This is a genomic window from Pseudomonas sp. CFBP 13710 (assembly GCF_014842235.1).
In the GTDB taxonomy this organism is placed as follows: domain Bacteria; phylum Pseudomonadota; class Gammaproteobacteria; order Pseudomonadales; family Pseudomonadaceae; genus Aquipseudomonas; species Aquipseudomonas baltica.
Genome location: NZ_JACYVJ010000011.1, coordinates 1 through 12,526, shown reverse-complemented (window position 1 = coordinate 12,526; position 12,526 = coordinate 1). Strand labels below are relative to the sequence as shown.

Annotated in this window: 12 protein-coding genes; 9 read left to right on the top strand and 3 right to left on the bottom strand. The window is 61.3% G+C overall.

The window, feature by feature from the left end:
* Nucleotides 1–50: 50 nt before the first annotated feature.
* Both IFT44_RS18350 and IFT44_RS18345 read right to left on the bottom strand, forming a co-directional pair.
* Complete coding sequence (locus IFT44_RS18350; protein ID WP_185795373.1) at nucleotides 51–323, bottom strand: TfoX/Sxy family protein; 273 nt, start codon at nucleotides 321–323, stop codon at nucleotides 51–53.
* Nucleotides 324–446: 123 nt separating this feature from the next.
* Entirely contained in the window at nucleotides 447–1,991 is a 1,545-nt protein-coding gene (locus tag IFT44_RS18345) for an AAA family ATPase (RefSeq protein ID WP_192176361.1), read from the bottom strand.
* A 119-nt stretch (nucleotides 1,992–2,110) separates the two neighbouring features.
* Here IFT44_RS18345 and mrcB point away from each other — a divergent pair, with 119 nt between their 5' ends.
* From mrcB to IFT44_RS18330, 3 genes are read left to right on the top strand one after another with little or no spacing between them, the layout of a single operon-like run.
* Nucleotides 2,111–4,435, top strand: a complete 2,325-nt coding sequence (gene mrcB / locus IFT44_RS18340; protein WP_122480163.1) for a penicillin-binding protein 1B — start codon at nucleotides 2,111–2,113, stop codon at nucleotides 4,433–4,435.
* A gap of 15 nt (nucleotides 4,436–4,450) precedes the next feature.
* Nucleotides 4,451–5,218, top strand: coding sequence for a hypothetical protein (locus tag IFT44_RS18335; protein WP_192176360.1), 768 nt, complete (start codon nucleotides 4,451–4,453; stop codon nucleotides 5,216–5,218).
* Nucleotides 5,218–5,547, top strand: a complete 330-nt coding sequence (locus IFT44_RS18330; protein ID WP_185795370.1) for a YqcC family protein — start codon at nucleotides 5,218–5,220, stop codon at nucleotides 5,545–5,547. Before IFT44_RS18335 ends, IFT44_RS18330 begins: the two co-directional genes overlap by 1 nt.
* Before the next feature lie 4 nt (nucleotides 5,548–5,551).
* On the opposite strand, the gene IFT44_RS18325 is transcribed toward IFT44_RS18330, so the two are convergent.
* The gene (locus tag IFT44_RS18325) at nucleotides 5,552–5,986 is read right to left on the bottom strand and encodes a DUF4124 domain-containing protein (protein ID WP_192056412.1); all 435 of its coding nucleotides are present in this window, start codon (nucleotides 5,984–5,986) and stop codon (nucleotides 5,552–5,554) included.
* Between the two features lie 396 nt (nucleotides 5,987–6,382).
* Between IFT44_RS18325 and IFT44_RS18320 the strand changes: the two genes are divergently transcribed.
* From IFT44_RS18320 to msrQ, 6 genes are all read left to right on the top strand, one after another.
* The gene (locus tag IFT44_RS18320; protein WP_122480255.1) at nucleotides 6,383–8,107 is read left to right on the top strand and encodes an acetolactate synthase 3 large subunit; all 1,725 of its coding nucleotides are present in this window, start codon (nucleotides 6,383–6,385) and stop codon (nucleotides 8,105–8,107) included.
* A gap of 2 nt (nucleotides 8,108–8,109) precedes the next feature.
* A complete protein-coding gene (ilvN, locus tag IFT44_RS18315) occupies nucleotides 8,110–8,601 on the top strand; it encodes an acetolactate synthase small subunit (protein WP_043190700.1) in 492 nt (163 codons plus the stop codon).
* A gap of 47 nt (nucleotides 8,602–8,648) precedes the next feature.
* Nucleotides 8,649–9,665, top strand: a complete 1,017-nt coding sequence (gene ilvC / locus IFT44_RS18310; protein WP_043190697.1) for a ketol-acid reductoisomerase — start codon at nucleotides 8,649–8,651, stop codon at nucleotides 9,663–9,665.
* A 146-nt stretch (nucleotides 9,666–9,811) separates the two neighbouring features.
* Nucleotides 9,812–10,660, top strand: coding sequence for a CDP-diacylglycerol--serine O-phosphatidyltransferase (pssA, locus tag IFT44_RS18305; protein WP_122480158.1), 849 nt, complete (start codon nucleotides 9,812–9,814; stop codon nucleotides 10,658–10,660).
* Between the two features lie 66 nt (nucleotides 10,661–10,726).
* On the top strand, nucleotides 10,727–11,740 hold the full coding sequence (gene msrP, locus IFT44_RS18300; protein WP_185795369.1) for a protein-methionine-sulfoxide reductase catalytic subunit MsrP: 1,014 nt from the start codon (nucleotides 10,727–10,729) through the stop codon (nucleotides 11,738–11,740).
* On the top strand, nucleotides 11,740–12,360 hold the full coding sequence (msrQ, locus tag IFT44_RS18295) for a protein-methionine-sulfoxide reductase heme-binding subunit MsrQ (protein ID WP_185795368.1): 621 nt from the start codon (nucleotides 11,740–11,742) through the stop codon (nucleotides 12,358–12,360). Before msrP ends, msrQ begins: the two co-directional genes overlap by 1 nt.
* Nucleotides 12,361–12,526 lie beyond the last annotated feature (166 nt).

The window sequence follows — 12,526 nt, the reverse complement described above, 5'->3', positions numbered from 1 at the left end:
GAGAGTCAAGTGCTACGTGCAATTATTTAATCCACCTGCGGACCCTCGGTCTAGAGCCTGCGAGGGGGCGACAGGGCTTCGACCTGGCTATTGAGACTGTTTTTCCGTTCGCACGACAGCTCACTCCAATGCACATTGCGCAACGCCCCTTCGATGGCATAGAGAAGCACTTTCGAGGCGCGGAAGCCGCGCTGCTTCACCGCGCAGTACGCCTGCACGGCACCTGCCCGGCGCAAGTCGGAAGCACTGTGGATGCCGACGGCATGCAGCCACTGCGCGGATGTCTTGCCCAGATTCTTCAGGGCCAGAAGTTCATCGGTCATCAAACCTCCTGGCCTCGGCCAAGGAATGAGCGGGGGGCGATGAAGCAGTTGCCAATCTGGCAGTGTAGCGGTGGCAGAGCGGCCTGCCGAATGGCCGATCTGCCTTCGGGGTCTGGCTGTATGTTACAGCCCTGGCAGGCGTTGCCGGATCTGCTTGACCAGCTTGTCCAGGCTGCCGCTTTCGTTGGTTTCCACGCGGCGAGTCTGCAGCAGCTCGGCTTCGCTCAACGGCTCGCGGCCGGCCTGCTGAGCGTCGATCACGGCCTGGGTAGCATCCGAAGGATCCTCGGCCTGTGCCTGGCGCTGCTGCAGCCAGCTGGATATCACGGCTGCGGGCGCGTTGCAGTCCAGGATCAGGAACGGCACTCCGGTGGATTCGGCGATTCGAGCCGCTGCCGCCCGTTGGTCAGCCTTGAGATAGGTCGCGTCGATCACCACCGGCAGGCCGGCGCGCAGCACGTGCTCGGCCAATGCGTGCAAGTGCAGGTAGGTCGCTTCGCTGGTGCTGGCGTCATACAGGCCCGTTTCGGCGGTCTGGGCACCGAACAGGCGTTTGCGCTCCACGTCCGAGCGCAGGCGGATGGCGCCCAGCGCTTCGACCAGGCGCAGCGCGACGTGGCTCTTGCCTACGGCCGACACACCGCTGGTAACGGCCAGAAAGCGCGAAGGAATGGCGCTGTAGCTTTCCGCCAGGTTCGCGTAATTGCGGTACTGGCGCAGCGTCGTTGCACGCTGCACTCCACTGGCGTCGGGCGACATGCTGAACAGGGCCACCTTGGCCCGTACCAATGCGCGGTAGGCCTTGTAGAAGTTGAGCAGCTCCAGCCCTTGGTAATCCCCGGTCAGCTCCAGATACTGGCTGACGAAGCGCCGCGCCAGGCTTTTCAGCCCGCGGTCTTCGAGGTCCATGGCGAGGAAGGCGATATCGGCATACACATCGGTGAAACGGAAAGGCTCGTTGAACTCGATGCAGTCGAAGATCACCACTTGGCCATCGATGACGGTGGCGTTGCCCAGGTGTATGTCGCCATGACACTCGCGGATGAACCCTTCCTGCTTGCGCAGCGCCAGCAGCGGCTCCAGGCGCACGTAGCTGCTTTGGGCCCAGGCTTGCAAGGCATCCAGCTGGGCCAGATCATCCTTTTCGGTGAGAAACGGGCGAATCTGTTCGAAGTTCTGCTCGACGGGGGCCATCGCCGCCTTCGGCGTGCCGGCCTCGTGCGCCTCCGGCACCACTGGCGCGGCCCGGTGGAAATCGGCAATCTGCCGCGCCAGCGAATCTACGTGCTCCTGGGTCAGCTCACCATTGGCCTGCAGGGTGCTCAGCAGGTTGCCGCCTTCGAATTGGCGCATCTGCAAGGCATACTCGATGGGTGCGCCTTCGCCGCCCAGTCGAGGCGTTTGCGCGCTGCCGGTGATCGGCAGAACCTGCAGATACAGGTCGGTGGTCAGGCGCTGGTTCAGTCGCAGCTCCTCGGCGCAGAAGTGGGAGCGGGCGGACAGTTCGGTGAAGTCCAGAAAGCCGAAATTCATCGGTTTCTTGATCTTGTAAGCGTAAGGCCCGGTCAGTATCACCCAGGAGATATGCGTCTCGATGACCTGGAACCCTTCTACCGGATGCGGGTACAGGGCCGGGTTTTGCAGGGCGGCGATCAGGGTCTGGCTCACAGGCGATCCTTCATTGGCAGAGGTGATTTCAAGGCGGTCATTATGGCCACTGCCACCGATGATGCAAACCGCCGACGGTCCCTGCCCGCGACAATTCAAAGTGCGTATAATCCGCCGCCATGACTCGAACCCGATCTTCCCGTACCCCCAAAAAACCTCCTTCCGGCGGCTTGCGCACCTGGCTTGGCTGGGGCCTCAAGCTGGGTCTGGTAGGCCTGGTGATCCTGGCCGGCTTTGCCGTCTACCTGGACGCCGTTGTCCAGGAAAAATTCTCTGGCAAGCGCTGGACCATTCCCGCCAAGGTCTACGCACGCCCGCTCGAGCTGTTCGTCGGTCAGAAACTGGCAAAGAATGATTTTCTCACCGAGCTCGATGCGCTCGGCTACCGTCGGCAAACGACCGTCGACGGTCCCGGCACCGCCTCGGTCAGTGGCAACACGGTCGACCTGAATACCCGCGGCTTCCAGTTCTACGAAGGGCTCGAGCAGCCGCAGGCGGTGCGCGTGAAGTTTTCCGGCGACTACGTCTCCGAACTGGGTGGCGGCGCAGGCAAGAAGGTCGCGGTGGTGCGTCTGGAGCCGTTGCTGATCGGCGGCCTGTACCCGAAAAACCTCGAAGACCGCATCCTCATCAAGCTCGACCAGGTGCCGCCGTACCTGCTCGACACACTGGTCACTGTCGAAGATCGCGACTTCTACCACCACTTTGGCGTCTCGCCCAAGTCGATCGCACGCGCCATCTGGGTCAACACGTCCTCGGGCGCCATGCGCCAGGGCGGCAGTACCCTGACTCAGCAGTTGGTCAAGAACTTCTACCTGACCAACGAGCGCAGCCTGACCCGCAAGCTGACCGAAGCGATGATGGCGGTGTTGCTGGAGCTGCACTACGACAAGGGTGAAATCCTCGAGGCCTACCTCAACGAGGTCTTCGTTGGTCAGGACGGCCAGCGCGCCGTGCATGGCTTCGGTCTTGCCAGCCAGTTCTTCTTCAGCCAACCCTTGTCCGAACTCAAGCTGCATCAGGTGGCCTTGCTGGTGGGCATGGTCAAGGGGCCATCTTCCTACAACCCGCGGCGCAATCCGGAACGAGCGATGGAACGCCGCAACCTGGTACTCGATCTGCTGGCCCAGCAGGGCGTGGCGACCCAGGAGGCGGTCGATGCGGCCAAGAAGATGCCATTGGGCGTGACCAAGCGCGGCAGCCTGGCGGACAGCTCGTTCCCTGGCTTCCTCGACTTGGTCAAGCGCCAGTTGCGCGACGACTACCGCGACGAGGACTTGACCGAAGAAGGCCTGCGCATCTTCACCAGTTTCGACCCTATCCTGCAGACCAAAGCCGAATCGTCCGTGACCGATACCTTCAAGCGCCTGGCCGGGCGCAAGGGCTCGGACGAGGTCGAGGCGGCCATGGTCGTCACCAACCCTGAAAGCGGTGAGGTCCAGGCGCTGGTCGGCAGCCGCGTACCGGGTTTTGCCGGCTTCAACCGCGCGCTCGACGCCGTACGCCCGATTGGCTCGCTGATCAAGCCTGCGGTGTACTTGACGGCGCTGGAGCAGCCGAGCAAATACACCCTGACCAGTTGGGTGCAGGACGTACCGTTCTCGGTCAAGGGTGCGGACGGCCAGATCTGGAAGCCACAGAACTACGAACGTACCTCCAATGGCACGGTGTTCCTGTATCAGGGCCTGGCCCATTCCTACAACCTGTCGACGGCTCGGTTGGGTCTGGAACTGGGCGTGCCCAATGTGCTCAAGACCCTCGGCGAACTGGGCGTGCAGGTCGACTGGCCAGCCTACCCGTCGATGTTGCTCGGTGCCGGTGGCTTGTCGCCCATGCAAGTGGCAACCATGTACCAAACCCTGGCCAACGGCGGTTTCAACACGCCTATGCGTGGCATTCGCAGTGTCCTCACGGCCGAAGGCGAACCGCTCAAGCGCTACCCGTTCCAGATTCAGCAGCGCTTCGATCCTGCCTCCATCTACCTGATCCAGAACGCCATGCAGCGCGTGATGCGCGAAGGTACCGGACGTTCGGTCTACAACGTGCTGCCGAGCAGCCTGAACCTGGCCGGCAAGACCGGCACCAGCAACGACTCGCGCGACAGCTGGTTCGCCGGCTTCAGCCAGGACGTTCTGGCCGTGGTCTGGCTGGGCCGTGACGACAATGGCAAGACGCCGTTCACCGGTGCCACCGGTGCGCTGCAGGTCTGGACCAGCTTCATGAAGAAAGCCGATCCCTTGCCTTTGGATACGCCGGTGCCGGAAAACGTGGTGCAGGCCTGGATCGACGCCAAGACCGGACAGGGCTCGGATGCCAGCTGCCCCAACGCTGTGCAGATGCCGTATATTCGTGGCAGCGAACCCACGCCAGGCACCGCATGCGGCGGTGCCAATCCGGCGGCCGACGATTCGGTGATGGACTGGGTCAAAGGCTGGTTGAACTAAGCAAAGGGGAATGAAGTGAACAAGTGGTGGTTTCCTGCCTTGACGGCATTGGCTTTGCTCAACGGTTGTGCCAGCGTGGAGCGTGGCTCCATTCCAGTGGTCGATTCCGGCTCTGCGGTCACCAATGGCGAACGCGTGTCGCGTACCGGCGGCTTCCGCCAGACCACCGTGGTCCGGCCCAAGGCGCAGGCCCAGGCGATCACCGAAGATTCCGGCGTGGTGGTCATGGTTCCGCAGGGTGCAGGCTCGCAGCCGATCCAGAGCTTTCCGGCGCCGGGTAACAGCGCGCCGATCAGCACCGGCCCGATCACACCAGGCCCGATCGTCCCCGGCCCGAGCAGCTCGGCCCCGGCCTATGCCCCGCCGGCGCCCAGCACGACCTACAACATGCCGGCCAATGCTCCTAGCGGGATTCCGCGAGCCAGCGGCAACAGTCCCGGCCTGTCCGCCGATGAGCAGTTGGACGGGCCGGTGCTTGCCCTGTTGACCACGGCCCAGCAACAGCAGGGCGGTGGCGACTTGAACGGTGCGTCATCGAGCCTGGAGCGTGCACAGCGGATCGCACCGCGCGAACCGCAGGTTCTGTACAAGCTGGCTCAGGTGCGCCTGGCCCAGGGTGATGCGGCCCAGGCCGAGCAACTGGCCCGTCGGGCGCTGACCTATGCCAATGGCCGTCCGGATCTGCAGGCGAGCCTGTGGAACACCATTGCCCAGTCGCGCGACAAGCAGGGTGATGCCGCCGGGGCCAATCTGGCCCGTCAGAAAGCCAAGAGCGCGTCTTGATGGATAATCGTTTTCTGGCGATTGCCGAACACCTGCTGTTGATCGAACGCGAGCTGCGCCAGCAGGGGTGGTGGCAGGACGTGCCACCCAGCGCCGAAGCGCTGGCCAGTGTCGAGCCGTTCAGCGTGGACACCCTGGATTTCGATCAGTGGCTGCAGTGGATCTTCCTGCCGCGCATGAAAACCATCATCGAGCAGGACCTGCCATTGCCCAATGCGTCGGGCATCCTGGCCATGGCCGAAATGGTCTATGCCGATCGCGCCGAGCAGAGCCGCGGCCTGCGCGCCAGCCTGGCGCGCTTCGACGAACTGATCGGGCAGGTGCGCTAGCCCTTCACGTGCATTGCTCGTCGATCACCTTGCGCACTTCCTCGATTCTCGCCTGACGCTCCTGCTCTGTCAGGCGCTTGACCTCGCCGTTGACCTGTTGAAGCACCCGTGGATTGTTCTTCAGCTGCGCCAGGTTGGTCCTGACGCCCGTACAGAATTCGTTGCGCCGCGCTGCCTCGTCGGCAACCTGTGATTTCACTTTGCGGTCGATCCTGCGTTGCTCGGCTTCGCCACTGGCTTTCATCACCGCTTCGTTGGAGATCGGCTCGGGCGGGGTCACCGGTTTAACGCCTTCCACGGCTGTCGCCTGAACACCGTTGGGCGGTCGTGCATCAAAATGCGTCACACCTTGGCTATCGACCCATTTGTAGATTTGCCCTGCCATTGCCAACGGGCACAGGGCAAGCAGCAGGATACTCACAGCAATGGTTGAACGCATGGCGCCTTCTCTGAGGGTGGGTTACGCATGAAACTACCATAGCCTGGCAGCTCGGCAGGGTTTATTGCGCCGTTTGGGTGCAGGCGCGCAATAAAATGCACGCATCGCTTGACTTGCAGCAGACGAATCACAACAATCGAAAGTCCGCTGTACAGGGACTGCCAGAAGCAGACCCACACAGCAGAGCACAGGCGCACACCAGCGCCGACCCGTTATACCCGCAACGCGTTACCTCGCGCTGGGTGGGAAAAACCCGTGACACTTGGGTACTCCCAATACTTGCTCAGTCAGTGCTGACGTACGTCGGCGACCACCGTCGCTCATGCTCTGCTGGCAGTAAACCTATTAAGACCCGTTCCCATGGAACGGTATTCTGGCGTTTTAGAGGTGAACAACGTGGAGCTTTTATCTGGCGCTGAAATGGTCGTCCGCTTCTTGCGCGACGAAGGCGTTAAGCACATCTACGGGTACCCCGGCGGTGCCCTCCTGCATGTATACGATGCCCTGTTCAAGGAGCCCGCTGTCGAGCACGTGCTGGTCCGTCACGAGCAGGCAGCCACCCACATGGCCGACGGCTATGCCCGTGCCACCGGCAAGGCCGGTGTCGTGCTGGTGACCTCCGGTCCGGGTGCCACCAACGCCATCACCGGTATCGCCACTGCCTACATGGACTCCATCCCGATGGTGATCCTCTCCGGGCAGGTGGCCAGCACCCTGGTGGGTACCGACGCGTTCCAGGAAACCGACATGATCGGCATCTCCCGGCCCATCGTGAAGCACAGCTTCATGATCAAGCACGCCTCGGAGATCCCCGAAGTCCTGAAAAAGGCCTTCTACCTGGCGCAGTCCGGTCGGCCAGGCCCGGTCGTGGTCGATATTCCCAAGGACATGACCAACCCGGCCGACAAATTCGAATACGTCTATCCCAAGAAGGCCAAGCTGCGTTCCTACAGTCCGGCGGTCCGTGGCCATTCCGGGCAGATCCGCAAGGCTGTCGAAATGCTCCTGGCGGCCAAGCGCCCGGTCATGTACGCCGGTGGCGGTGTCATCCTCGGTGGAGCTTCCGCTGCCTTGACCGAGCTGGCCCAGATCCTCGACCTGCCGGTCACCAACACCCTGATGGGGCTGGGCGCCTACCCGGGCATGGATCGCCAGTTCGTCGGCATGCTCGGCATGCACGGCAGCTACACGGCCAACCTGGCCATGCACCACGCCGATGTGATCCTGGCCGTGGGCGCACGCTTCGACGATCGCGTGATCAACGGCGCCGCCAAATTCTGCCCCAACGCCAAGATCATCCACATTGACATCGACCCGGCGTCGATCTCCAAGACCATCAAGGCGGACGTGCCCATTGTCGGTCCGGTGGACAGCGTTCTGACCGAAATGCTCGCCACCCTCAAGGACATCGGTGAAACCCCGAACAAGGACACCGTTGCCAGTTGGTGGAAGCAGGTCGAGGAGTGGCGTGGCGAAAACGGCCTGTTCCCCTACGACAAGGGCGATGGCTCCAAGATCAAGCCGCAGAAGGTCATCGAGACGCTGTGCGAGGTCACCCAGGGCGACGCCTACGTCACCTCGGACGTCGGCCAGCACCAGATGTTCGCGGCCCAGTACTACCTGTTCAACAAGCCCAATCGCTGGATCAACTCCGGTGGCCTGGGCACCATGGGCTTCGGTTTCCCAGCGGCCATGGGCGTCAAGATGAGCTTCCCCGAGGCCCACGTTGCCTGCGTGACCGGGGAGGGCAGCATCCAGATGAACATCCAGGAGCTGTCTACCTGTCTGCAGTACGGCTTGCCGGTCAAGATCATCCTGCTCAACAACGGCGTGCTCGGCATGGTGCGCCAATGGCAGGACATGAGCTACGGAGGTCGCCATTCGCATTCCTACGTCGAATCCCTGCCTGACTTCGTCAAGCTGGTCGAAGCGTATGGCCACGTCGGCATGCGCATCACCGATCTCAAGGATCTCAAGCCGAAAATGGAAGAAGCTTTCGCCATGACCGACCGCCTGGTGTTCCTCGATATCCAGGTCGACGTCGGCGAGCACGTCTATCCGATGCAGATCAAGGACGGCTCGATGCGCGACATGTGGCTCAGCAAGACGGAGCGGACCTAATCATGCGGCACATCATTTCGCTTTTGCTCGAGAACGAACCCGGCGCCTTGTCGCGCGTGGTAGGGCTGTTCTCGCAGCGCAACTACAACATCGAAAGCCTGACCGTGGCGCCTACCGAAGACCCGACCCTGTCGCGCCTGACGTTGACCACGGTAGGGCAGGATGAAGTGATCGAACAGATCACGAAAAACCTCAACAAGTTGATCGAGGTGGTCAAGCTGGTAGACCTGTCGGAAAGCGCGCACATCGAACGCGAGCTGATGCTGGTCAAGGTCAAGGCCACTGGCGCCCAACGCGCCGAGATCAAACGCACCACGGACATCTTCCGCGGGCAGATCGTTGATGTCAGCAGTAGCGTCTACACCGTTCAGCTGACGGGCACCAGCGACAAGCTGGATAGCTTCCTGCAGTCTATCGGCACCGCCTCGATCCTCGAAACCGTGCGCAGTGGCGTGACCGGTATCGCTCGTGGCGACAAAGTGCTGAGCATCTAACTCAATTAGCGACCGGCCGAAACGGCCTAGATAACAGGTGATATTCAATGAAAGTTTACTACGACAAAGATTGCGACCTCTCGATCATCCAGGGCAAGAAAGTAGCCATCATCGGTTACGGCTCCCAGGGCCACGCCCAGGCATGCAACCTGAAGGATTCGGGCGTCGACGTCACCGTGGGCCTGCGCAAGGGCTCGGCTACTGTCGCCAAGGCCGAGGCCCATGGCTTGAAAGTAGCCGACGTCGCCACTGCCGTTGCCGGTGCCGACCTGGTCATGATCCTGACCCCGGACGAGTTCCAGTCCCAGCTGTACAAGAACGAAGTCGAGCCCAACATCAAGCAGGGCGCAACCCTGGCTTTCTCCCACGGCTTCGCCATTCACTACAACCAGGTCGTGCCGCGCGCCGACCTGGACGTGATCATGATCGCGCCCAAGGCGCCGGGTCACACCGTACGTACCGAATTCGTCAAGGGCGGCGGTATTCCTGACCTGATCGCCATCTACCAGGATGCTTCGGGCAACGCCAAGAACGTCGCGCTGTCCTACGCTTCCGGTGTGGGCGGCGGCCGTACCGGCATCATCGAAACCACCTTCAAGGACGAGACCGAAACCGACCTGTTCGGCGAGCAGGCCGTTCTCTGTGGCGGCACCGTGGAACTGGTCAAGGCCGGTTTCGAAACCCTGGTCGAAGCCGGCTATGCGCCTGAAATGGCCTACTTCGAGTGCCTGCACGAACTCAAGCTGATCGTCGACCTCATGTACGAAGGCGGTATCGCCAACATGAACTACTCGATCTCCAACAACGCCGAATACGGCGAGTACGTGACTGGCCCTGAAGTCATCAACGCCGAATCGCGCCAGGCCATGCGCAATGCACTCAAGCGCATCCAGGATGGCGAGTACGCCAAGATGTTCATCAACGAAGGCGCTACCAACTACCCTTCGATGACCGCCAAGCGTCGCAACAATGCCGCCCACGGCATCGAAGTCATCGGCGAGCAGCTGCGTTCCATGATGCCTTGGATCGCCGCCAACAAGATCGTCGACAAAGCCAAGAACTGATACAGTTTCAGGCGACAAAAACGCGGCCATGGCCGCGTTTTTTCGTTATGGTGGCAAGCTTCTGGTATAAAGCTGCAACGTTTTGCGGTCGAACCCTCGACCCAGACGCCTGTCGAAACTTTCCACACCGTTGCAAGGTATTGTCCATGAGCGAACGTCCCGAAGAGCCAAACAAGGCTCCTGACGCCGAAAGCCTCCTGCCGATCGATGAGCATGTCGAAGAAGGGCATGACGCCGAAGGACGTAAAGTCCGGCACCGCGGCATCTATCTCCTGCCCAACCTGTTCACCACGGCAAACCTGTTTGCGGGTTTCTACTCGATCATCAACTCGATCAGTGCCCAGAGCGCCGGCAATGCTGCCGAAGCCAGCAAGTATTTTGCCTACGCTGCCATCGCCATCTTCGTGGCCATGGTGCTCGATAGCCTGGACGGTCGCGTCGCGCGCATGACCAATACCCAGAGCGCCTTCGGTGCGGAATACGACTCCCTGTCCGACATGGTCGCATTCGGTGTCGCACCCGCGCTGCTGGCCTTTGGCTGGGCACTGGGCGACATGGGCAAGGTCGGCTGGATGGTGGCCTTCATCTACGTCGCAGGTGCGGCACTGCGCCTGGCGCGTTTCAACACCCAGGTCGGCACCGCCGACAAGCGCTACTTCATCGGCCTGGCCAGTCCGGCTGCTGCCGGTGTGGTCGCAGGTCTTGTGTGGGCGTTCAGCGACTACGGCATCCAGGGCTCGAAGATGTCCTTCCTGGTCGCCCTGCTGGTGGCGGCCGCAGGCATGCTGATGGTCAGCAACATCAAGTACAACAGCTTCAAGGAGCTGGATCTCAAAGGTCGTGTGCCCTTCGTAGCCATCCTGGCGGTCGTTCTGGTGTTCGCCGTGGTGTTCAGCGATCCACCCCGCATCCTGCTGCTGATCTTCCTCGCCTATGCCGCTTCCGGCCCGATACAGTATTTGTTACGCATGCGTCGTCACAAAAAAGCAGAGTAAATTCAATTTCACGCATAATCCGTAGTCTCTTGGTATGTTGAACCCAGCCAAGGCTACGGAGGCACCATGCTTATCAAGCTATCGCGTGCTTCGGACTGCAAAGAGTCCGAAGTCACCCCCGAATCGATCTATCTCTCGCGCCGCTCGCTCATGGGCGCCACCGCAACAGCCTTGGCCGTTTCGGCACTTCCCTCCTGGGCATCCGCTGCCGACCCATCGCGCTATGAAGGCGTCGACCCCAGCGGTGCGCCCGCCTGGTTGAACGACAAGCTGGGTAAAACCCGCTGGGGCGCGGTCACCGTGCAAGGCGAGGCGATCACGCCTTTCAAGGATGCTACCCACTACAACAACTTCTATGAGTTCGGCACCGGCAAAGGCGATCCGGCAGCCAATGCCGGCACCTTGAAGACCGAACCCTGGTCGGTGGTCATAGACGGTGAAGTGGCCAAGCCTGGGCGCTATGCCCTCGAAGACTTCATGAAGCCTTATCAGCTCGAAGAGCGGATCTATCGGCTGCGCTGCGTCGAGGCGTGGTCCATGGTCATCCCCTGGATCGGCTTTCCCATCTCGGCCTTGCTCAAGCAGGTCGAGCCCACCTCGAAAGCCAAGTACATCCGCTTCGAAACCTTGCAGGATCCCAAGAGCATGCCCGGTCAGCGCTCCGGCTTTGCCCTGATCAACTGGCCATATGTAGAAGGCTTGCGCCTGGACGAGGCGATGAATCCGCTGGCAATCCTTGGGGTAGGGATGTACGGCCGCGAGTTGCCCAACCAGAACGGCGCACCCTTGCGCCTGGTAGTGCCGTGGAAGTACGGGTTCAAAAGCGTCAAATCCATCGTGCGTATCAGCCTGGTCAGCGAACGGCCAGAGACGACCTGGGAAAACATCGCTCCCAGCGAGTACGGCTTCTATGCCAACGTGAACCCGGAAGTCGACCATCCGCGCTGGACACAGGCGCGTGAACGGCGTCTGCCCAGCGGGCTGTTCAGCCCCAACGTGCGTGAGACCGCGATGTTCAATGGTTACGCGGAGGAGGTTGCTTCCCTCTATACCGGCATGGATCTGCGGAAGAACTACTGATGCGTTATCCGTTATGGCGTCTGAGTGTGTTCGTGGTGGCGTGCGTATGGCCTTTGTTATGGCTGTACCAGGCCTGGATATTTGCCTTGGGGCCTGATCCAGGCAAGGTGCTGGTCGATCGGCTGGGGTTGGGCACCCTGATACTGGTGATGATCACGTTGTGCATGACGCCTCTGCAGAAGTTGTCCGGCTGGGCCGGCTGGATAGCAGTGCGCCGGCAGTTGGGCCTGTGGTGCTTTGCCTATGTATGCCTGCACCTGGCGGCCTATCTGTTCTTCGTTCTAGGGCTGGACTGGAGTCAGCTTGGGGTCGAGCTGATCAAACGTCCCTACATCATCGTCGGCAGCCTTGCGTTCCTTTGCCTGCTTGCACTGGCCGTGACGTCCAACCGGTACAGCCAGCGTCGGCTGGGTCGGCGCTGGAAGCAGCTGCATCGCCTCATCTATGTGGTGTTGGGCCTGGGGTTGCTGCACTTCCTCTGGATCGTCCGCGCCGATCTGGAGGAATGGTCGATCTACGCTGCCGCGGGTGCATTGCTCCTGCTGCTTCGCGTTCCTGCCATCGCTCGGCGGATTCCCCGTGTAATGGGGCGAAAACCGCCCATTGTGAAAAAGACCTGAATTAACGGTTGACGGGCTCGCCAATCGTTCTATAATTCGCCCCACTTCCGGCGCAGCCGAAACGATAAACTCCTTGTTAATCAACGAGTTGGCCGTTTCAGAAGGCTCGGTGGGGTTTCGATCGTCAAGGTCGGAAGCGGTGAAAAAGGCAGTTGACAGCGGTTTG